The 19,965-nt window shown below is 45.1% G+C and carries 19 protein-coding genes and 1 pseudogene; 8 read left to right on the top strand and 12 right to left on the bottom strand.

Annotated features, from left to right (window positions below; translation table 11 throughout):
* Nucleotides 1-4 precede the first annotated feature (4 nt).
* The 3 genes from FKN08_RS04545 to FKN08_RS04535 form a co-directional block, all read right to left on the bottom strand.
* Complete coding sequence (locus FKN08_RS04545) at nucleotides 5-1,666, bottom strand: 4Fe-4S dicluster domain-containing protein (protein WP_170891433.1); 1,662 nt, start codon at nucleotides 1,664-1,666, stop codon at nucleotides 5-7.
* A 308-nt stretch (nucleotides 1,667-1,974) separates the two neighbouring features.
* Nucleotides 1,975-2,604: a DUF3306 domain-containing protein gene (locus FKN08_RS04540; RefSeq protein WP_170891432.1), complete on the bottom strand. Its 630-nt coding sequence runs from the start codon at nucleotides 2,602-2,604 to the stop codon at nucleotides 1,975-1,977.
* Nucleotides 2,594-3,061, bottom strand: a complete 468-nt coding sequence (locus tag FKN08_RS04535) for a DUF3305 domain-containing protein (protein ID WP_025499918.1) — start codon at nucleotides 3,059-3,061, stop codon at nucleotides 2,594-2,596. Before FKN08_RS04535 ends, FKN08_RS04540 begins: the two co-directional genes overlap by 11 nt.
* Nucleotides 3,062-3,386: 325 nt before the next feature.
* On the opposite strand from FKN08_RS04535, the gene FKN08_RS04530 reads away from it, so the two are divergent.
* Complete coding sequence (locus tag FKN08_RS04530) at nucleotides 3,387-4,220, top strand: formate dehydrogenase accessory sulfurtransferase FdhD (protein ID WP_170891431.1); 834 nt, start codon at nucleotides 3,387-3,389, stop codon at nucleotides 4,218-4,220.
* A 361-nt stretch (nucleotides 4,221-4,581) separates the two neighbouring features.
* Here FKN08_RS04530 and FKN08_RS04525 read toward each other — a convergent pair whose 3' ends face one another.
* The 3 genes from FKN08_RS04525 to FKN08_RS04515 form a co-directional block, all read right to left on the bottom strand.
* Nucleotides 4,582-6,174, bottom strand: coding sequence for an ABC-F family ATPase (locus FKN08_RS04525; protein WP_012841837.1), 1,593 nt, complete (start codon nucleotides 6,172-6,174; stop codon nucleotides 4,582-4,584).
* A gap of 217 nt (nucleotides 6,175-6,391) precedes the next feature.
* On the bottom strand, nucleotides 6,392-8,431 hold the full coding sequence (locus FKN08_RS04520; protein ID WP_170891430.1) for a cache domain-containing protein: 2,040 nt from the start codon (nucleotides 8,429-8,431) through the stop codon (nucleotides 6,392-6,394).
* Nucleotides 8,421-9,872 (bottom strand): sigma-54 dependent transcriptional regulator, encoded by a 1,452-nt coding sequence (locus tag FKN08_RS04515; protein ID WP_005396186.1) that lies wholly within the window; start codon nucleotides 9,870-9,872, stop codon nucleotides 8,421-8,423. Before FKN08_RS04515 ends, FKN08_RS04520 begins: the two co-directional genes overlap by 11 nt.
* A 333-nt stretch (nucleotides 9,873-10,205) precedes the next feature.
* On the opposite strand from FKN08_RS04515, the gene FKN08_RS04510 reads away from it, so the two are divergent.
* The 6 genes and pseudogenes from FKN08_RS04510 to FKN08_RS04485 all read left to right on the top strand — a co-directional run bounded on the left by FKN08_RS04510 (nucleotide 10,206) and on the right by FKN08_RS04485 (nucleotide 15,180).
* The gene (locus FKN08_RS04510) at nucleotides 10,206-11,024 is read left to right on the top strand and encodes a substrate-binding domain-containing protein (RefSeq protein WP_005396187.1); all 819 of its coding nucleotides are present in this window, start codon (nucleotides 10,206-10,208) and stop codon (nucleotides 11,022-11,024) included.
* A 6-nt stretch (nucleotides 11,025-11,030) separates the two neighbouring features.
* A pseudogene (locus FKN08_RS04505) lies at nucleotides 11,031-11,729 on the top strand (ABC transporter permease).
* Nucleotides 11,730-11,779: 50 nt separating this feature from the next.
* On the top strand, nucleotides 11,780-12,499 hold the full coding sequence (locus FKN08_RS04500) for an energy-coupling factor ABC transporter ATP-binding protein (RefSeq protein ID WP_046875265.1): 720 nt from the start codon (nucleotides 11,780-11,782) through the stop codon (nucleotides 12,497-12,499).
* Entirely contained in the window at nucleotides 12,477-13,064 is a 588-nt protein-coding gene (gene mobA / locus FKN08_RS04495) for a molybdenum cofactor guanylyltransferase MobA (protein ID WP_005453897.1), read from the top strand. Before FKN08_RS04500 ends, mobA begins: the two co-directional genes overlap by 23 nt.
* Nucleotides 13,061-14,839, top strand: a complete 1,779-nt coding sequence (locus FKN08_RS04490) for a bifunctional molybdopterin-guanine dinucleotide biosynthesis adaptor protein MobB/molybdopterin molybdotransferase MoeA (protein ID WP_170891429.1) — start codon at nucleotides 13,061-13,063, stop codon at nucleotides 14,837-14,839. Before mobA ends, FKN08_RS04490 begins: the two co-directional genes overlap by 4 nt.
* 74 nt (nucleotides 14,840-14,913) lie before the next feature.
* Nucleotides 14,914-15,180: a DUF2960 domain-containing protein gene (locus tag FKN08_RS04485; RefSeq protein ID WP_005377584.1), complete on the top strand. Its 267-nt coding sequence runs from the start codon at nucleotides 14,914-14,916 to the stop codon at nucleotides 15,178-15,180.
* Between the two features lie 203 nt (nucleotides 15,181-15,383).
* Here FKN08_RS04485 and nagK read toward each other — a convergent pair whose 3' ends face one another.
* Both nagK and FKN08_RS04475 read right to left on the bottom strand, forming a co-directional pair.
* Entirely contained in the window at nucleotides 15,384-16,292 is a 909-nt protein-coding gene (nagK, locus tag FKN08_RS04480; RefSeq protein ID WP_006742573.1) for an N-acetylglucosamine kinase, read from the bottom strand.
* Between the two features lie 173 nt (nucleotides 16,293-16,465).
* Nucleotides 16,466-17,215, bottom strand: coding sequence for a tRNA-uridine aminocarboxypropyltransferase (locus FKN08_RS04475; RefSeq protein WP_170891684.1), 750 nt, complete (start codon nucleotides 17,213-17,215; stop codon nucleotides 16,466-16,468).
* A 149-nt stretch (nucleotides 17,216-17,364) separates the two neighbouring features.
* Here FKN08_RS04475 and FKN08_RS04470 point away from each other — a divergent pair, with 149 nt between their 5' ends.
* Nucleotides 17,365-18,186: a sterol desaturase family protein gene (locus tag FKN08_RS04470; RefSeq protein ID WP_012841839.1), complete on the top strand. Its 822-nt coding sequence runs from the start codon at nucleotides 17,365-17,367 to the stop codon at nucleotides 18,184-18,186.
* A gap of 90 nt (nucleotides 18,187-18,276) precedes the next feature.
* On the opposite strand, the gene FKN08_RS04465 is transcribed toward FKN08_RS04470, so the two are convergent.
* The 4 genes from FKN08_RS04465 to FKN08_RS04450 form a co-directional block, all read right to left on the bottom strand.
* A complete protein-coding gene (locus tag FKN08_RS04465) occupies nucleotides 18,277-18,507 on the bottom strand; it encodes a hypothetical protein (RefSeq protein ID WP_005396201.1) in 231 nt (76 codons plus the stop codon).
* Between the two features lie 47 nt (nucleotides 18,508-18,554).
* On the bottom strand, nucleotides 18,555-18,935 hold the full coding sequence (locus FKN08_RS04460) for a hypothetical protein (RefSeq protein ID WP_065646732.1): 381 nt from the start codon (nucleotides 18,933-18,935) through the stop codon (nucleotides 18,555-18,557).
* Nucleotides 18,936-19,136: 201 nt separating this feature from the next.
* On the bottom strand, nucleotides 19,137-19,550 hold the full coding sequence (locus FKN08_RS04455; protein ID WP_170891428.1) for an NUDIX domain-containing protein: 414 nt from the start codon (nucleotides 19,548-19,550) through the stop codon (nucleotides 19,137-19,139).
* A complete protein-coding gene (locus FKN08_RS04450; RefSeq protein WP_170891427.1) occupies nucleotides 19,540-19,959 on the bottom strand; it encodes an NUDIX domain-containing protein in 420 nt (139 codons plus the stop codon). The genes FKN08_RS04455 and FKN08_RS04450 overlap by 11 nt, the downstream gene beginning before the upstream one ends.
* Nucleotides 19,960-19,965: the final 6 nt, after the last annotated feature.

Genomic DNA, 19,965 nt, shown 5'->3' with positions numbered 1-19,965 from the left:
GCTCCTAGTATTTCAATTGATTCATTGGATCTGCAGCCATCGATTCAAACATGTCGATCACACGACAGTCTTCACACATGGCGATGCGATTAATGGCAGCTTCATCAGAGAAATGAGAATGACCAAGAAGCTTGTTTTGCAGCATGTCGATCATCGATTGCGGAGCAAAAGGCTTGTGACAGCGAATGCACTCGGCTGCCTTTTCTTCATGAATCACAACCGCTTTCTGGCGTTCTTCTTTCACCCAGTTCATACGAGGAGTAAGCGTCAGCACTTTCTCTGGACACGCTTTCTCGCACAGCCCACATTGAATGCAGTCTTGCTCGACGAATTTAAGCGACGGAGATTGGCCGTCCGTATGCAATGCACGTGTTGGACACACCGCCACACAGCTCATGCACAACGTACAATCTTTGCTTTCACAAGAAACCGTGCCGTAAGGTGCATTCGCTGGCAGTTCAACAATGTTCTCAACTGGAATACGCGATGCTGACAACGCATCCAACGCCGTAAATAGACGCTGACGTTTGTTACCTTGCAAATCACCTAATGCCAAATCAAAAGACTCGGTACAAAGTGTCGGAGCACCTTCACGTAGTGATTCTAGATATAGAATGTCGATGGTTTCTTTGGCGATACCAAGTTGGTCGAGCAGTTCTTGAGCAATACCTACTTCGCTATTAAGTACACGAATAATGGTTTGAGGCATAAAACGCGAAGCCGCAAACAGCACCTGAGTGGCACCGTTCACAAGCGCGGCGAACCAAGTATCAATACCAACCGAAGGCAGTTCTTCCACCACAATTGGAATCACGTTATCTGGCAGTGCTTTTAGTGCCATCACGTTGTAGCTCTCGTGGCGAGAACTACAAATCAATACGATAGGATCTAAACCACCCGCTTGCTCATAGTTGGCTAGCGTACGTTCAATAAACTTTTGCGTATCTTCGGGGTTTGGCAATGCGTAATGAATAGCTTCTGTCGGACACGCTGTAGCACAAGTACCCACGCCTTGACATAGGTATGGGTTGATCTCGATGCGATGGCCCGTTTTGTCGCTGCCTTCACTCGATAGTGCACCTGCCGGACAAGCATCCACACAACGTTCGCAACCTTTTACGCCACGAGAGCTGTGTGCACATAGATCGGTATCTAAACGGAAGAATTTCGGTTTATCGAATGTCCCCATCAAGGTTGGAATTTCTTCCAACGCCTCAGCCAGTTTCGGATAGCCACGACCAACTGGGTAGTAGCCCGGTACTGGTACTTCTTCCGACATGCAGCTGTTTAGGCAAAGATCGAGTACGATATCGAAACAATCGCTATTGATCGCGACCTTGGCAAGATTGTTGGTCGAACCGTGATTTTCAATGAGAACTTCAAACGTACCTAAGAACCCTGAAACCTGAACCGAATTGGCGTAGTAAAGCTCGGGATTTGTTCCCTTTTCGCCATCGGTAGAAAGCAGTGTTAGGCTGTTCATTTGCGACAATTGCGCTGCCGCACTTTCGATGATTGCCGTTGGACCCACAATCAAAGTATTACCGCCGCTTTCATAGCTTACGGTTGGTGGAATAAGATTGGTCAACTCTACGGTATTTTCGAAAGCGTACAGCCTCGCTTTACCGTTATTGGAAGTTGCTTGTTCTAATAATTGTTTCAGCATTGCTCAATTCCATTTATGAACATGGATAGTCTTTTCCATCTCTTAGTGTAGTTAGCGCCGGAGATTCTGCTGATTAACTTATCAATGAGCATTCTTATTCCGCCATCTATAGGCGATGAATACTACGCAGTGCGTCCGTACTAACTTCAACCAGATTGGTATTGAGCAACAAAAAGCAAATTTCATGCCAATAAAATATCAATTAAAATTCAATCAGTTAGACATTTTACCGACAAATAGTAGGGATAAAAAAACCGGTTGAGACATTTTGTCCCAGCCGGTTCATTGAGTATTTAGTCAAAATGTACCTATTCTTTGTGTGGTATATTTTGTCTCACCTCGTGAGGCGGTGATTCCTCAGCAAAAGTATCACTTTCACCAGGTGCTGTATTTATATACAGTTCATTTTCATCTTGGGTAATTCCGGCACTTTTTTCGGCGTTTGGTTCTAAGTCTTCAACCACCTCAGATGCGATATCGTCAGCGTTAAGTTCAGATCCTTGCGCCGTTTCAACGTCTGGTTCTTCTTCCACTTTTTCTTTAACCCAATCACGCAGCGTCTCTGCGACGTCTTTAGAAAGTGACTTTAAGTTACTGTAATCATCATCGTAATCGTCTAGGCCATCACGCACGTTAAATTCTTCGGACAAGAACATTTTGCGCAGCGCGGCTTTCTTAACGCTTTCTGAAGCTTCAGAAACCAGCAGTTGCGCCACAGACATTTCTTCGGGCTTTTCAGCCTCTACACTCGCGGTAATGTCTGGAGCCTGACTAACCTCATTGACGTTCAAAGCGTCTGAGCTTTCGTCAGCGTTTGAAAGCGCTGTGACACTATCTTCGGATTGCTCCGTCTCTGCTATCGGCGTTATCTCTTCATCATGTTGGGAAGGTTCTTCTAATTTACGTTTCGACCAACGGCTTAAAAAACTAGTTGCCATTTGCTCTGCCCGCTCCTTTGCGTTTCTTACGTCTTACTTCTAACAACTCACCGTGGCGACCAATAAAGGCTTCCATCCAAGCCTGAACGGCTAACGGCATATCGTTGGATAGTACAAGGTTGTCGCCATCCATATATTGCGCCGCGACAGATTGTGAAGCCGTTAGTAGCTGTATCGCTGGTTTTTCACCAGACTCGACGTTATCCATCACTAAAAAAAGTTTAGGTTGCTGAGAGCTTAAGTTAAAGCGGTAGTCTGTACGCTCGTCTTTGTGTAATTGCAACAGACAAACATCGGGAGTCTCTTCCGTCGGATTTAGCGCAAATCCCGTCAACTGCCATTGGGTTGTTACCCAAATCCCTGTACTGATCTCATGCTCAACAAGCTCTACGCCAATTGGCCATGCGTCTTCGGTCTTCTCGTAGTAATTGTTCTCGAAATCTTTCTTATCCGACATAACTCACCCAGTTTTTCTATTTTGGTCTGAAAGCAATCAGGACACTTTGACCTTACTTTCGACCATTTTATTGACTTATAAGCAATAAACGAGCCACACTGATAAATCTTAGCCTATTCATGTCCTCTGGCTATAAGTACCAAACTAGCCGAAACTCAAATGTACTGATGTGTCATTACTGCGAACTCGCAGTTTTAATGCATTGTTGACATAAAACCTCGCAATTTTTGTGGGAACCGCTATTTTGGAACGAGATTTGCTTTGCTAACCACTTAGCAAGCTAAATGCGTAGCAACCTAACGCTCTTAATCACTAGGACACGACTGTGCTGAAACCAAATATTATTAAAACCAGTGAAAATCCCCTGCAAACCATCGAAGTCGATGTGTACGACGAGTACGGCGAAAAGCTCACGAAGCAAATTGCGTGCGAGCGCCCTCTTACGGTCATGCTGAACTGGAAAGAAGTAGTCACGCTCATGACGCTAGGTTCGCGTCCAGAAGCGTTAGTACTAGGTTATTTGAAAAACCAAAGCTTCCTGTCCGATCCAGCAGCGATTGAATCCGTCATTATTGACTGGGAAACGCATTCCGCAGCAGTGATTACTAAAGAAAATACCGAACATTTAGAAGGCGCTCTGAAAAAGAAAACCGTCACATCTGGCTGTGGTCAAGGCACCATGTATGGCAATGTGATGAAACAACTTGAGAACTACCAAGTGCCTCAAGTTCTGCTTAAGCAATCAGAAATCTACTCCGCACTAGAAGCGTTGACTCATTACAACGACACCTACAAAAAAGCGGGCGCGGTGCATGGCTGTGCGGTTTGCAAAGGCAATGAGGTATTGTCATTTGTGGAAGATGTCGGCCGTCACAACGCAGTGGATACGCTTGCAGGTGAGATGTGGCTCAAAGAAGAAACAGGTGAAGATAAAATTTTCTACACAACTGGTCGCCTTACTTCAGAGATGGTGATTAAAGTGGCCCAAATGGGCATTCCTGTTCTGCTTTCTCGCTCTGGCGTTACTCAAATGGGGTTAGATCTTGCGAAACAATTTGGCATTACGACGATTGCGCGAGCAAAAGGTTTACGCTTCCAAGTATTTACCGGAGCCGACAAGATTGAGTTTGATGTGAAAGGCGAAAGTGCATCTCGTTAACGAGAAAATAATACAAAACCGTCGATTCGTGTAAACTTATAACAATTGGGATAAGTAAATCATCACGTTATGAAGGCTTAATTAAACGATATAAGTCAGAAATAGCAACATGTGTTGTAGCAATACAACGCTTGCTTTAATTGATGCTAACTACAGCTCATTCACAAAGGATGTGAACTATGGACAATGACCAACTGTGGAATTTTTTGCTCACGCCCAGTGGCATCATGCTCTCAATGATCATTACATTTGGTGTCGTCGGCATATATGCGTATATAACCGGTCAGTTTAAGGATTAAGACCAATATAAAAAGCCTCGCTAAATAGCGAGGCTTTTGCTTTTTAAACGCTTTGCGAGTAATTACGCGTCAACGCCACGAGATTTTAGGAACTCAGAGTACGTGCCTTTGAAGTCCGTGATCTTGCCATCGCGGATTTCGATAATACGCGTTGCTAGCGAGTCTACGAATACACGGTCGTGAGATACGAAGAACAACGTGCCTTTGTATTGCTCAAGCGCGGTGTTCAAAGATTCAATCGATTCCATATCCATGTGGTTGGTAGGTTCGTCCATTAGCAGCATGTTTGGCTTGTGCATCATCAGCTTACCAAGCAGCATACGACCTTGCTCACCACCAGACAGTACTTTTACTGACTTTTTAATGTCGTCTTGACCAAACAGCATACGACCAAGGAAACCACGAACGACTTGCTCGTCATCACCTTCTTGACGCCATTGACCCATCCAATCCGTTAGGTTCATGTCTTCTGCAAAGTCATGCGCGTGGTCTTGCGCGTAGTAACCGATGTTTGAGTTTTCAGACCATTTGTACTCACCCGCACGCGGTTCAAGCACACCAGCAAGCGTGTTTAGAAGTGTTGTTTTACCCACACCGTTCTCACCGATGATCGCAACGCGCTCACCCACTTCAAAAATTGCATTGAAGTCTGAGAACAAGTCCTCTTCGAATCCTTGGCTTAGGTTTTCAACAATCAGAGCGTTACGGAACAGCTCTTTCGACTGTTCGAAACGAATGAATGGGTTTTGACGGCTAGACGCTTTAACTTCATCCAGTTTGATCTTGTCGATTTGCTTAGCACGAGATGTCGCTTGTTTTGCTTTCGATGCGTTTGCTGAGAAACGTGCAACGAACGTTTGTAGCTCTGCAATTTGTGCTTTCTTCTTCGCATTGTCGTTTAATAGACGTTCACGAGCTTGAGAAGCTGCTGTCATGTACTCATCATAGTTACCTGGGTAAATGCGCAGTTCACCGTAATCCAAGTCAGCCATGTGCGTACATACTGAGTTTAGGAAGTGGCGGTCGTGCGAGATGATGATCATGGTGCAGTTACGCGCATTTAGCGTGTCTTCCAACCAACGGATCGTATCCATGTCCAAGTTGTTGGTAGGTTCGTCAAGCAGCATAACGTCTGGGTCTGCGAATAGAACTTGCGCTAGAAGCACACGAAGTTTCCAGCCCGGCGCCACTTCGCTCATTAGGCCGAAGTGCTGCTCCATTGGAATACCCACCGCAAGAAGGAGCTCGCCCGCTTTTGCTTCTGCCATATAGCCGTCCATTTCCGCAAACTGAACTTCTAGGTCAGCCACTTTCATGCCGTCTTCTTCACTCATTTCAGCAAGTGAGTAGATACGGTCACGCTCTTTCTTCACTTCCCATAGCTCTTTATGACCCATGATAACGGTATCGATTACCGTAAATTCTTCGTAAGCGAACTGGTCCTGGTTTAGTTTTGCAACGCGCTCGTTTGGATCGTAACTCACGTTACCGCTGGTTTGCTCAAGCTCGCCGCTGAGGATCTTCATAAAGGTTGATTTACCACAACCGTTAGCTCCAATTAAGCCGTAGCGATTACCTTCGCCGAACTTAACTGAAATGTTTTCGAATAGCGGCTTAGCGCCGAATTGTTGAGTAATATTCGCTGTGGAGATCAAAACCTTTACCTTAGCAATTGGGGTGTATTTAGAAAAACCGGGCAACGGTACTTGTTCATGCTACATACTGCAAGTGTTGTTTTTATTAATTCATCGCTAGTGAAACCATCGCAGTGCTTCTTCAAAGCAAAAAGCTCGAGCACAAATGCGTCATTGAATACAAAAAAGAGCCAGTATTATAACTGGCTCTTTCTTCCGTAATGCTTACAACAAGTGACTAAGCGATATTCGTCACCTCTAGGATCAGTTCGGCTTTTTTAGGTAGATAAATACTGAATTTACTGCCCTTTCCCCATTCCGACTCGGCTTTTAGCTCACCACCCGTTTGGCTAAGAATACTTTGGGATACCGACAGCCCTAACCCTGTGCCTTCTCGCTTCGTCGTGTAAAATGGTGAGAAGATTCGATTCAAGTTTTCTGGCTTAATACCGCAGCCCTCGTCAATAACATGAATCGCAGCTCCTTTCACGTCGCCCTCTTCAATCCAGTCTTCACTGACTACTGTTAACGTCCCTTTTCCGTTCATCGCGTGAATGGCGTTCATTTGCAGGTTAACTAAGATTTGTAGCAAGTGGTGACGGTTTATCTCAACGGACGTATGTGCTTGTAAGTCAGTCACAAACTCGACGTCGCGTTTCTTGGTGCCAGTTTTAACCAAGGTGATGCTTTCATCAATGATAGGATTGACGTGTTGCCAAGTGATTTCATCTTGAACACCGCCCTGGCGACTGTATTGCAATAAACTGCGCGTGATATTGCGAATACGATCGATTTGCGCGTGAATCGCATCAATCTCTTCTTGTACTCGACTTGCATCGTCACCCAACTCAAAGTGGATCAACTCCACGTTGCCAAGGATCACGGCGGTTGGGTTATTAATTTCGTGAGCAATCCCCGCGGTGAGTTCTCCCAGTGCTGCCAGTTTTTCATGAACAACGAGTTTGTCGCGGGTTTGGTTAAGCAATTGAATATGCAGCTCTAGATCTTGGGTTTTTTCTCTAAGGCTCGCTGTACGCTCTTGAACTTTGCATTCAAGTTGCGCTGCGGAGTTCTTCAGTTCAATTTTGCGCTCTTCTAGCGCGTCTAACATATCATCAAACTGTCTGGCTAACTGCGCAAGTTCATGATCGGCATCCAATCCCAACGGACCAATCCGTTTTTCTTTACCTTGTTGGACCTGCTTCACCACTTTATGGATGCGTTCGATCGGTCGAAACAGATCATAAGAACCGCGATATACCATCACGCCGGAAACCAGCAATAACATAACCGTAATCAAGCTAATTTCGGCAATGTTGGTCATGTAGGCTTTAACGAATGGCCACATTAGGTAACCCGTATAAAGCATACCAATGACGTTGTCGTATTGGTCTTTGATCGGTTGATACGCCGTAATATACCAAGCGTCATACACATAGGCTCGGTCAACCCACTGCTCACCTTTTGAAAGTACTTGGTTATACACTTCTGCGCTCACGCGAGTGCCTATGGCGCGCCCTAGCCTATGCTCGCTGTCTAGAGGAACGTTGGTGCTTACACGCAAATCATCAAGAAATACCGTCAACGTGCCAACCGGACGAAGGCGATCATTATCGCTGAGATAGATTAAGTCGCGAATTTGATCTACCAATACAGTACTGTTATTGAGAAGCAAACCACCATCAAGAAAGCCGATCAAATCATTCGTTTGGCTATACACAGGAATCACGGTTCGACTGACTAACCCACGCGCTTCCATGCCACCATCAGCAAGAATAGGCACTTCCGCTCGTTTAGCGAGTTCAGGATCGAGGCGTTCGAGTTCTTCTTTATTGAGTACATCAAAAAACGATTCTCGCTTAGTGAGATCCATAAAGCGGAATTTGTTTTCCATCGAGTTGACGCGTTGGAAAGAGAGAAAATCTAAAGCATATCTTTTCTTCTGCTCAGTGACCCACTTTTGCAGCTCATCTTGCGGTATCCCTTGATTGATGCGAATACGAAAATCGTATGAGTCAGCAAACGCACGTACGTAATTCGATTGCTTTTGCTGTAACAACGTTACGCTGTTATTCGCAACACCAAGACGTTCAGAAACATCCAGCAGTGCATTTTGCCACGTATAATGGATGGACCAATAAATGGTAATCCCGATCAGGGCTATCAAAGTCAGAAAGATAGGTGCGGAGGTTAAAAATAATAAGCGATAACGCACCATAGTTTTAAAACGGTGCATCCATTTCGACAATCCTTTGTGCTGTGGGCCGTTAGTCGGCATATTCCTCATCCTCAGAATCCCATTCTTTATACTTACGTTCTAAGGTCTTACGCGCCACGCCTAAGTCACGGGCAGCGGCTGATTTGTTGCCTTCGTGCAAATTAACGACCTGTTTTATATGCGCTTTTTCGACTTCTTTCAGTGTCCAGTTGTTTGGATACCCCTCACCAGTGAACTCTCTACCTTCTTTAAACGTCGGTAGTTCAGCAGAATGAGAAACGGTAATCGACACATTAGGCAATGAGTGTCCACCATTCAGCTCCCGCCAATAATGCGCAGGCGGTTTGCCAAGTAAAATGCATCGCTCGATCAAGTTTTTCAGTTCACGAATATTGCCTGGCCAATCGTACTCACTCATGGCTTCCATGTCCTCGTGCGCCCATTTTGGCGCAGGCATACCAAGCTCCCGCGTCAGCATATTGCTGAAAAATGGCACGAGCTCAAACAAATCGGTTTTGCGCTCACGCAGCGGACACACTTCAATTTTCAGAACGTTTAAACGGTAATACAGGTCACTGCGGAAGTTGCCTTGGTTGACCTCTTCTTGCAGGTTTCGGTTGGTGGCGGCAACAATACGGACATCAATGCTGATTTCTTTTTCTGAACCAACAGGACGGATAGTACGCTGCTCTAACACACGCAACAATGATGCCTGCATTGCAAGTGGCATTTCCCCAATTTCATCGAGGAACAAGGTGCCGCCATTTGCTACGCGGAACAAACCTTCACGAGATTTTTTTGCACCGGTAAACGCCCCCGATGTATGACCAAATAACTCACTTTCAAGTAGCTCTGGCGCAATGGCGCCACAGTTGATTGGCACAAATGGGCCCGTTCGCCCACTCGCTTGGTGAATACCTCGCGCAACCAGCTCTTTACCCGTACCCGACTCACCTTCGACCAAAACAGAAGCACGCGACGGTGCAAACTGGTTAATAAGCTGCTTAAGCTGACGCGTTTTCTCTGAACCACCGATGATCTCGGAGGTATTGTGACGTTGGTAATCGCGCTTCATGGCGTACTGCATGCGCTCGTTTAGACGTCGGTCCATGCAGCGACTGACCGCTTTTAGCATTTGTTCTAGGTTGAAGGGCTTTAGGATAAAGTCAGAAGCACCAAGTTGAAGTGCGCGAATAGCAATCTCTAAATCCGCATAGCCCGTCATGAAGATCACATCGGCACGTTTGTCGTCATCTTCAAACGCTTCTTCCCACTCAATCCCAGAGCGCCCCGGCAGATTAATATCCAGTAAAATCAGATCATAATGTCGAGAATTACGCAGTTGCTCTGCTTCCTCGATGCTGCCAGCAGTGTCGACATGTGAGAAAAGCTTCCCCAATGCCTTTTTCAAAATGGCTTGCATGCCCAATTCATCATCAACGACCAGTACGGAAAAGGCGTTATATTGTTGGTTTGTACTAATATGGGATTGAGTAGACATATTTACCCCAGATGGCTTCGGATGGGACAGAGTGTACCAAGTTTAAACAGAGATACCCTACAAAAAGTGCGACATTTTGTACCAACGCAAACTTTTGTGCAAATAACCCCATGATTTAGTGCATAAATCGAGCACTTTTCGCTTGTAAAAGGTTGGCATCTTGTTTGCTATAAGGTGGCTACAGGGCGTATTCAAGTGATCTCAGGATGTTGGTGTTTGTTATTCCAACACCCTAAGACAACTTGCACTTTGAACTAATCGCTCTCGCCCAAGAGGCCTCTCCCAATACATCGGGAGAAAAGCCACAGAATCATTGGAAAGGAACACATAAAAATGAAAAAAATTGCGCTAACTCTGGCTGCGACGTCAATCACGCTTGTAAGTTACTCTGCGTTTTCCGCTCAAGATGGCGAGCACGTTCGCCTAGCAACCACTACCAGTACTTACCATTCAGGGTTACTTGATTACCTGCTTCCACAATTTGAGAAAGACACGGGCTACAAAGTCGATGTTATCGCTGCGGGTACTGGCAAGGCCTTAAAAATGGGCGAAAACGGTGACGTAGATTTGGTGATGACACACGCACCAAAAGCCGAAGGCACATTCGTTGAGAAAGGCTACGGCGTTCTACCTCGTAAACTGATGTATAACGACTTTGTAATTGTTGGCCCGAAAGCTGACCCAGCAAAAATCAAAAATGACGAAGGCGTGTTAGATGTATTCAAAGAGATCGCGAACAAAAACGCAACGTTCATCTCTCGCGGCGATGATTCTGGTACGCACAAAAAAGAAATGGGCTTCTGGGCTCAAACTAAAATCGAACCAAACTTTGGCGGTTACCGCAGCGTAGGTCAAGGTATGGGCCCTACTCTGAACATGGCGTCTGAAATGCAAGGCTACACCATGACAGACCGCGGCACATGGTTGGCTTATCAAAACAAATTGGATCTAGAAATTCTGTTCCAAGGCGATGAAAAACTGTTTAACCCGTACCAAGTTATTCTTGTTAATCCTGAGCGTTACCCAACAATCAACTACCAAGGCGCGAAAGCATTCAGTGATTGGTTGGTGAACCCTCGCGGACAGGAACTTATCAATGGTTTCCGCCTAAACGGTAAACAACTGTTTGTTGCGAATGCTGAGAGCAAATAACGCAATATGAATCTTGCTGATACAACACTGGAAGCGCTTCGCTTACTGGTGAATTTTGATGCAGACCTATGGGAGATCGTTGCGGTCTCCTTTAGTGTTTCTATCACGGCAATATCTTTAGTGGTATTGCCGGCTATTTTGATGTCCTTTGTACTGGCGTATACCGACTTTCGCGGTAAATGGTTTTTGTTGTCGATCGTGAATACGCTGCAAGCGGTCCCTACCGTCGTGATTGGCCTGTTGCTGTACATGTTGCTGTCGCGCGCTGGCCCTTGGGGAGATTGGCAAATGCTGTTCACTCAGAAGGCGATGATTTTCGGCCAAATGGTGATCTGTTTCCCTGTTTTGGTATCGATGATGCATGGTGCATTGCAATCTAGCGACCGTCGCGCTGTGGAAACTGCCATCACGCTAGGCGTCTCCATCCCGCGCGTGGCCGCTACGATGATTTGGGAAACCCGCTTTCCTCTACTCGCAGCTATCATTGCAGGGTTCTCACGTATCGTAACCGAGGTGGGCTGCTCAATGATGGTAGGCGGAAACATTATGGGCGTAACGCGCAATATTCCGACCGCTATCGCAATGGAAAGCAGCAAAGGTGCTTTTGCGCAATGAGTTGCATTAGGAATTGTATTACTATCTTTAGCGTTGGCACTAAACTTCTTCTTATCAAGCATGAGAGGCAAAGGCTACCTCAGAACATAGAACATGAAGCAAACAAACGACTCACCATTAACCCCATGTAGAGGCGCATTATGACTATAAAAATCACCGCCGAGCAGTTATCCATGCGCTTTAAAGAGCGTGTGCTTTTCCACATCCCTGAGTTAGCCATCGGTCCAAATGATGCCATTTATCTCAAGGGTGACAATGGTGTGGGCAAAACTACCCTACTCAAAATCCTTGCTGGCTTGCTCAAACCCTCTACTGGCGACGTTGTTGCGCCAAAAGATACGTGGCTGAAAAGACTGACGCGTCGCAATGGTCGTGTCGATGTGATTTATCTTCATCAATCTCCTTACCTTTTTGACGGCACTGTTTATGAGAACGTAGTCTATGGCGTGAAATATCAACAAGACACACCAAAAGATAAGCGAGCTCAAGTTATTCACGCGCTACGCATGGTAGGTTTAGAAACCTTAGCGGACGAACATATTTCCGTGTTGTCCGGCGGTGAAAAACAGCGCGTTGCCATGGCAAGGGCTTGGATCTTAAAACCGTCGATTTTATTGATGGATGAGCCAAGTGCGTCTTTAGACCAAGAATCCATTGAACGATTGGTGGTGATGGCGAAAGATCTTTTGGATCGTGGTTCCAGTATTGTGGTGACAAGCCATCAAACCAACGCACTGACCGACTTATGTAAAAAACAGTGGTGGATTAAAGACAAGACTTTGATAGAGTCTCCTCTGTTGTATGTCATACCAAAAGAAATATCCCAAGAGAATGCATATGCTTCAACCAACACAAACTAGTTGGGTCATTTTGGCTGGTGGCCAAGCCAGCCGTATGGGTGGAAAAGATAAAGGTCTGATTGAATTAAATCAGAAGCCACTCATCGAACACGTTATTGAACGTTTATCTCCACAAACACCACGCATTTTAATTAATGCCAACCGAAACCAAGATGCGTACAGCAAATTTGGTTTCGTATTTAGTGATCAATTCAAAGATTTCCCTGGACCTATGGGCGGTATTCACGCGGGTTTGATGCATGCTGAAACTGACTGGGTCGGATTTGTACCTTGCGATAGCCCTCAAATTAACACCGACCTTGTCGAGCGTTTCTGCCAGGCAGTCAAAGAAGACAGTGATATTTTAGTCGCGCATGATGGTGACCATCAGCAACCTGTTTTTACGCTCTACCACAAGCGCGTACTGCCAAAACTCACCGCATTTTTAGAACGTGGCGACCGAAAAATCATTCTGCTCTACAAAGAGTGCAACACCAGTTACGTTGACTTTAGCGACTCACCAAACTGTTTCGTCAACTTGAACACTCCGGAAGAACTGGCGCAATTTGGACAATTAGAATCATGAAACACACGCTAAACATTCCTATTCTTGGTTTTGCAGCTTATTCAGGCACAGGCAAAACCACGCTACTTGAAGCCCTATTGCCAAAGCTAACTGAAGCAGGTTTACGCATTGGCATACTAAAACATGCGCACCACAACTTCGATGTCGATAAGCCGGGTAAAGACAGCTACCGTTTACGCAAAGCTGGCGCGTCTCAAATGCTGATTGCTTCTCGCAACCGTTTTACGTTAATGACAGAAACGCCAGAAGCCGAATCGGAGTTTGAATACCTATTAACACGTTTTGATGAAGACATGCTTGATGTGGTTTTGGTCGAAGGCTGCAAAAACATCGCGTTTCCTAAAATTGAATTGCACCGTGAAGAAGTAAGCAAGCCTTGGCTTTATCCAAACGATGAAAACATCATCGCTATCGCTTCAGACTGCGGCGAGTTGGACTCTGAACTGCCTCAAATGAACATCAATGATTTGGATGCCATCGCTCAATTTGTTCTTCAATACGTTCAAGATGCAAAAGCACCAAAATCTAAAGAGAAAGACGCCGCATGTTGCGACACACTTTCTCCGGCGTTCCTTTCTGTGATTCAAGGCCAAGAAAAAATCCTTTCTTTGGTGAACACGGTCTCGGAAATAGAAGCATGCAAGATTGAAAACGCCTATGGCCGCGTTCTCGCGGAAGATATCATTTCACCAGTAAACGTGCCGCAATACACCAACTCCGCGATGGACGGTTACGCTATCCGCAGTGATGATGTTGACCGCGATAGCTACCAAGTGGTTGCTGAAGTGATGGCGGGCCATGCTTACGATCAGCCTCTGGAAGTTGGTCAAGCGGTGAAAATCATGACCGGCGCACCAACACCACTTAACGGCGACACAGTGGTCATGCGTGAGCAAGCCTCTCAAGAAGGTGACAAGGTCACCTTTAACGGTGCGAATATCAAAGCAGGCCAAAACGTTCGTCAAGCAGGTGAAGATCTCGCTATCGGAAGTGACGTCTTTACCGCAGGCACTCGCCTAGCCTCTCCAGAAATGGGCATGATCGCTTCGCTTGGTTTTGGTGAAGCGAATGTGTTCCGCAAATTGAAAGTTGCCGTGTTCTCCACCGGTGACGAAGTACAAGCGCCGGGAACAGAGCAAAAAGCGAATTCTATCTACGATTCCAACCGTTTTACCATCATGGGCATGCTTGAAAAGCTCGGCTGCGAGATCTTGGATTTCGGTATTCTGGAAGACAACGAACAGTTAATGATTGAAGCGTTGGAAAACGCATCGGCGCAAGCGGACGTGGTTATGACTTCTGGTGGCGTATCCGTTGGTGATGCGGATTACATCAAACTTGCCTTGGATAAACTTGGTCAAATCGATTTTTGGCGAATCAACATGCGTCCGGGACGTCCACTAGCGTTTGGTCAAATCAACAACAAGCCGTTCTTTGGTCTGCCGGGCAACCCTGTTGCCGTGATGGTCTCTTTCATTAACTTTGTCGAGCCTGCAATGCGTAAGATGCAAGGCGAACAAGGCTGGAAGCCTCTGAAAGTGAATGCCATCGCGAATGAGAGTCTTCGCTCTCGACAAGGTCGTACCGAGTTTAGTCGAGGACTCTATGAACTGGATGAAACTGGCCGTTTAACCGTTCGTACAACAGGCAAGCAAGGCTCTGGTATTTTGCGCTCAATGAGTGAGGCAAACTGTTTGATCGAAATCTCCCCAGCTATTGATACAGTAAAAGCGGGAGAAAGCGTGACAATTATCCCACTTCAAGGCAGAATCTAGCCCAAACTAGAAATTCAAAGGTCAGCGAGTCTGGCCTTTTTGTTTAATACAGAAACCTTTTCAGAGAGACAGCTATGGCTCGCACCATTCTTTACACTTACAAAGACCAAGACAAAGAACTGACGTTCTCATACCAGCAGCACCGCAACATTCAAGAAGCGGTTGCAGAAGCAGAAGGTATCGATATCACTGAGTTCCTAAAGATGGAGCAACAAATTGAAGCAGTGTCTGACACTAAAGCGGTGCGAAACTACCGCGATAACTACTTCAGAAAATTAGGCTTTAGTAAAATCACCCTAGCTCAAAAAGAAAACCTAGGCGTAGGCAAAAAGAACAAATAAGCTTAACTGTAAACAGAAAACTCGCGATTCGTCGCGAGTTTTTTTATGCATGCTACTTTTGTTCGTGCTCTATACCCAGCATATAGAAGTTACTTGGGTATATGAGTTACTTCGATATATAAGTAAAAAGCCCCGTTTTACCTTGATGGTCTAAACGAGGCTTTAGATTTCTTCTTACTTTATATCGAGTAAGGTTTCAGTCACTACTTGATGTTTAGGAACGCAGCACCGCGTACACCGCCTGAATCACCGTGTTTTGCTTTGATGATCTTAGGACACTTAGCTACAGACAATAAGTGTTTAGGGATGCGTTTTGGCATCTCTTCATAAATCAATTCGAAGTTGGAAAGACCACCACCCAGCACAACAACATGTGGGTCAGTCGCTGTAAAGATGTTTGCAAAACAGATAGCCAGCAACTCCATAAAACGCTCAACGTGCTCGACGGCTTTCGCTTCACCTTCTGCGTGCGCTTTAATGATGTCGATCGCTTTCTTCTCTTCACCGTAGTAATGGGCATACAGAAGCTCGAAGCCTCGACCAGAAAGGTAACTGTCTAAACACCCCTTCTTGTCACAACCACACCCCAACAGAGGTGCGTTTTCGCCTAAGTGGAACCAAGCATCGATAGGTAAACGAGTATGGCCCACCTCACCTGCTACGTGGTTACGGCCAGAGAAAACTTTACCATCGTAGATAAAACCGCCACCAAAGCCAGTACCTAGGATCAAACCAAGTACGGAAGGCTCATCTTGAAGCTCTTCGTCCCATGCTTCTGATAGCGCAAAACAGTTTGCATCGTTTTCAATTTTTACGCTGCGACCGATTTTAGCTTCCAGATCAGCACGAAGTGGTTTGCCTTTTGCCGCAGGAACGTTAACTGTTAGTACAGTTGCATCATCGGCGTCTTCCATACCTGGTAGGCCAAGACCAATCGTACCTTCGCAGCCAAACTCTGCATCGTATTTGTTAACCAATTCCGCAATGGTATCAACCAGCAGCTCGTAGTTGTCTGTTGGTGTAGGTACACGTTCCGTCGCTACACGCTCAAGCTTCTCGTTAAATGCACCAAATTCAATTTTAGTGCCACCGACATCAAAGCCGTAATACATGTATTTCTCTCCTAAAAAATGCTTAAACGACTCCAAAAATGGCTGGAGTCAAAAGTATAAACTAGTGGCATTATCCATATCTGTACGCCTGCAAACCGTGACCGAATGCAGATTTATACCCTCACCGCAGCCAGTTGAACAACATGCCATCAACAAAAGTTCATTCCTTAGAGTCAGCTCTCGGTTTTCACCCACTCTTTGAAACGTTTTAAATGCGGTCGGTTGGGATCGTTTTTGACTCGGGTCTTGGTCAACATGTAGGTTTCTCTAAAGGCTTCAAACCACAATTGAAGGCATTCCGATGCTTTGTTCTCACCGGCTTGTTTCAAAACTAAAGTCGCAACTTCGGCGGTCGAAAGATGCTGCTCGTTCTCAGAACGGCGCATGATGTATTCTGATAAACACTCCGGCTCGATAGATAAAACTGGTAGAGACTGTAAAAACTCAGAGCGACGGAAAATTTTTCGTGCCTCACGCCAGCTACCATCAATAAAGATCAGCAACCATTTTTTGTTCTGAGCCTCTTCGTTTATTAATAGCGCAGGCTCCAGATCTTCAATTAAACGAGATGGGTCATCCACATAGTCTGCAGGAAATACAATCACTGGTTGGTAGTTGTCATCCTGTAATAGATCCAGCATCTCCTCAGACGGCTCTGTTCGATTCCATTGATACACGTAAGTCTCTTGAATCGTATCAGCTATTAGACGACCGGTATTACTTGGCTTAAATACTTCGTTTTCAGAAACAATCAACATACATGCAATATTAGCCTTGATGTTTGGCTGAAGATCGCACAAACAGTGTTGCTCAGAAACCTGGCAATATTGACAACGAACCACTTTACATCCACGCGCGTTGAAAGGCTTGGTTGAGATAGATTGTCGGTACTGATATAAACGGTGGAAAGCGTGAATTCTCATGGTAAGTAATGCCAAGTAAAAAGTAGAGCGCGATTCTACTGACATTATGGTTTCGCCTCAAGATAAGCCCTTCAACGCACCTTACTGTTTGTTGAAATAATTTCACTCTTACCTCGGTCATAGATAAAGTAATAAATAAGGAAATGACAGTGACAGAAACGACGTTTCAAGATCCCTCGTGGATAAGATTAGGCTTTTTTCTCGGCGTATTATTACTTTGTGCCCTTTGGGAAAACAAACTGCCGAGAAAAACACTTACCGCTTCACGTGGGTTTCGCTGGGTCAATAACTTATCACTGGTTGCTGTGAATAGCTTGATTGTTGCGTTAGTCATGCCTATCGCCGCCTTTCAAGCTGCAATTATCGCTCAGGAGCAACAATGGGGACTATTTAATTTGCTCTCCCTGCCCGCTTGGTTAAACGTGCTTCTAGCGGTTATTCTGCTTGATTTCGTCATTTACGTTCAGCATGTGGTCTTTCACTATGTAAAGCCACTGTGGAAGCTTCATCGAATGCACCATGCCGATCTCGACATTGATGTCACTACTGGCGCACGTTTTCATCCCATCGAAATCATCATCTCGATGGGTGTCAAAATTGCCACTGTATTTATCTTAGGCGTTTCTCCTATCGCTATCGTGGTATTCGAAATAGTGCTCAATGCCAGTGCGATGTTTAATCACAGTAATGCAAAACTGGCTTTATCAGCGGATCAGAAACTGCGAAACGTCATAGTGACGCCAGACATGCATCGCGTTCATCATTCCGTGATAGCAAAAGAAACCAACTCGAATTTCGGTTTCTTCCTTTCTGTTTGGGATCGACTTTTTGGGACATATCGAGCTCAGCCTGAGCTTGGCCATGATGATGTCGTAATTGGTATACCGGAAATTAGAAATGAAGCAGAACAACGATTAGACAAGCTGTTAACGCAACCTTTTCGCTATAACCGAAGAAGACGCAACAGTTGAAGAAAAGTTTTTGTGGATGAAGTGCGTAAACAAAGCGAATAGACTAAACCTAAACACCAACCAGTTAAACACCACTTCATCCTTACGATGCTAGCTAATGGATTCACTCTCCGTTAGTTGACGTTTTTTGTTTAACTGAGTAATACCAACAAATAAACCAACCACACCAAGCACCGTGCACACCAAAGCATTAGTATTCATTGCTTGTTGTGCTTCTATTGAGCTGTATAGAAAAGCCAGACTGAAGAAAGTGGTACCAAAGCTTAAACCTGTCAGTACGCTGAAACCAGCGAAACTGGCCAAGTCTTTAAAATCGTTCATAACGAATCCCTGTTTACTATCCTTAATTGAGTGATGAAAAGTGAAAGTTAACGAAATATCTGACGTGATTGTCGATGTTTACGCGCGTTCCATAACCAGATAGATACGCCGAATGAAAAACCTAAAAAGAGTGTTTTCATTTGAAGTGCGGCATTGTTGTCCAATATTTCTAATGCATAGTGAGCGTGCGAGCTAAAAATAACATTGGTCGTCAGAATCAATAGCATAAGTACTAATCCGGAACGACGGTGCTTCACCAACAGATACACCGCTAGTAAGTCTAACAGCCCCAATGAGCTCCAATAAATATTCAACCAGCGTGGCGCAAAATCATAAGGCAAAAAACCGTTAGCAATGTTGTCATAAAGATGAACCACACCGCCAACTGTCATAAAAAGGCATAAGAGAAACACGACGAATTTATCCATTATCGTTTCCTTATCTGAATGAATGCGCAAAGCATATAGAAGTCAGTTAAACATTTGTAATCTCATAGCCATTTTTGAGATCGACAGTGCCTTTAAACAGTACGTGAGGCGTGCGAAAGAAATTTATTCGCTCCTGATAGAAGCATAGTGTTAGCTTTGGCATTTCGCTCAAATACACCAATGTTAGAACAGAAGTCTCATTCAAACCGCTCCTTGGTCTATCAGTTGTCGAACTTTTTCCAGTGCGTTCTGAAAAACGGTATGCGCTTGTGAGGAAATATCGCTCCCTATATCGTGCCAAAAGAACGCAAAATCATGTCCGCCATCGTCTTGCGTATGAAACGTCCATGAATCCGCTAGATCAGCACACTCGCACAAAACAAAGTGCCATACTTGATTTTGAAAGCCACTGTCCCAGGAGCATAAATACCGAGCGGAGGTAACGTGCGTAATTCCAGATTCTTCAGCGAGCTCCCGCTTTGCAGCCGTGATGTAACTTTCATCAAACGTCTCAACAGTGCCCTTGACGAGCTGAATACCCGCCAACGGATGTTTAAAAAGTAAGAACTCTTGATTTTGCTTACGCAGAACGACGGGACAAACTTTATCGATCACAAAACCACTCCTCGTTGTTTAAGCAGAAAGCTTTGGCTTGTTCTGGATATAAAGGAATCGCATGAAGTTGCTCTACACGCACCCACTTTAAATGGTACTGATTAACATCTGATTTTCTGATTTGCTCTGGCCCAGCCCCCAGTTTCACTTTTGAGTTCCCGACATAAGAGAGAAAATAGGTTTCTATGCGCCCTTGATTTTCGAGTTCAAAAGCCTTCTCAACCCAATTGAGTTTCAATGAGGTTTCTTCCAGCGCTTCTCTTTTCGCGGCTTCAACAGGCTGCTCTCCTACCTCAACACTGCCACCGGGGAAAACCCAATAGTGTCTATCGTTTTGAAAACGCTGAATAAGCAAAAGTTCTTGCTGATGATTAACCAGTATAAGGCTAGCTCTTTGTAATAATTGCATGATTCA

Origin of the sequence: Vibrio sp. 1-2 (7-a) (assembly GCF_013048515.1) — a bacterium.
In the GTDB taxonomy this organism is placed as follows: domain Bacteria; phylum Pseudomonadota; class Gammaproteobacteria; order Enterobacterales; family Vibrionaceae; genus Vibrio; species Vibrio diabolicus.
This window is presented reverse-complemented; position numbering and strand designations above follow the sequence as displayed.

What these genes read in the sequence shown, in the direction of transcription:
- FKN08_RS04545 (WP_170891433.1), bottom strand. Translation starts at nt 1,666, where the DNA reads ATGCTGAAACAATTATTAGAACAAGCAACTTCCAATAACGGTAAAGCG.
- FKN08_RS04540 (WP_170891432.1), bottom strand. Translation starts at nt 2,604, where the DNA reads ATGGCAACTAGTTTTTTAAGCCGTTGGTCGAAACGTAAATTAGAAGAA.
- FKN08_RS04535 (WP_025499918.1), bottom strand. Translation starts at nt 3,061, where the DNA reads ATGTCGGATAAGAAAGATTTCGAGAACAATTACTACGAGAAGACCGAA.
- FKN08_RS04520 (WP_170891430.1), bottom strand. Translation starts at nt 8,431, where the DNA reads ATGCCGACTAACGGCCCACAGCACAAAGGATTGTCGAAATGGATGCAC.
- FKN08_RS04515 (WP_005396186.1), bottom strand. Translation starts at nt 9,872, where the DNA reads ATGTCTACTCAATCCCATATTAGTACAAACCAACAATATAACGCCTTT.
- FKN08_RS04510 (WP_005396187.1), top strand. Translation starts at nt 10,206, where the DNA reads ATGAAAAAAATTGCGCTAACTCTGGCTGCGACGTCAATCACGCTTGTA.
- FKN08_RS04500 (WP_046875265.1), top strand. Translation starts at nt 11,780, where the DNA reads ATGACTATAAAAATCACCGCCGAGCAGTTATCCATGCGCTTTAAAGAG.
- mobA (WP_005453897.1), top strand. Translation starts at nt 12,477, where the DNA reads ATGCTTCAACCAACACAAACTAGTTGGGTCATTTTGGCTGGTGGCCAA.
- FKN08_RS04490 (WP_170891429.1), top strand. Translation starts at nt 13,061, where the DNA reads ATGAAACACACGCTAAACATTCCTATTCTTGGTTTTGCAGCTTATTCA.
- FKN08_RS04485 (WP_005377584.1), top strand. Translation starts at nt 14,914, where the DNA reads ATGGCTCGCACCATTCTTTACACTTACAAAGACCAAGACAAAGAACTG.
- nagK (WP_006742573.1), bottom strand. Translation starts at nt 16,292, where the DNA reads ATGTATTACGGCTTTGATGTCGGTGGCACTAAAATTGAATTTGGTGCA.
- FKN08_RS04475 (WP_170891684.1), bottom strand. Translation starts at nt 17,215, where the DNA reads ATGAGAATTCACGCTTTCCACCGTTTATATCAGTACCGACAATCTATC.
- FKN08_RS04465 (WP_005396201.1), bottom strand. Translation starts at nt 18,507, where the DNA reads ATGAACGATTTTAAAGACTTGGCCAGTTTCGCTGGTTTCAGCGTACTG.
- FKN08_RS04460 (WP_065646732.1), bottom strand. Translation starts at nt 18,935, where the DNA reads ATGGATAAATTCGTCGTGTTTCTCTTATGCCTTTTTATGACAGTTGGC.
- FKN08_RS04450 (WP_170891427.1), bottom strand. Translation starts at nt 19,959, where the DNA reads ATGCAATTATTACAAAGAGCTAGCCTTATACTGGTTAATCATCAGCAA.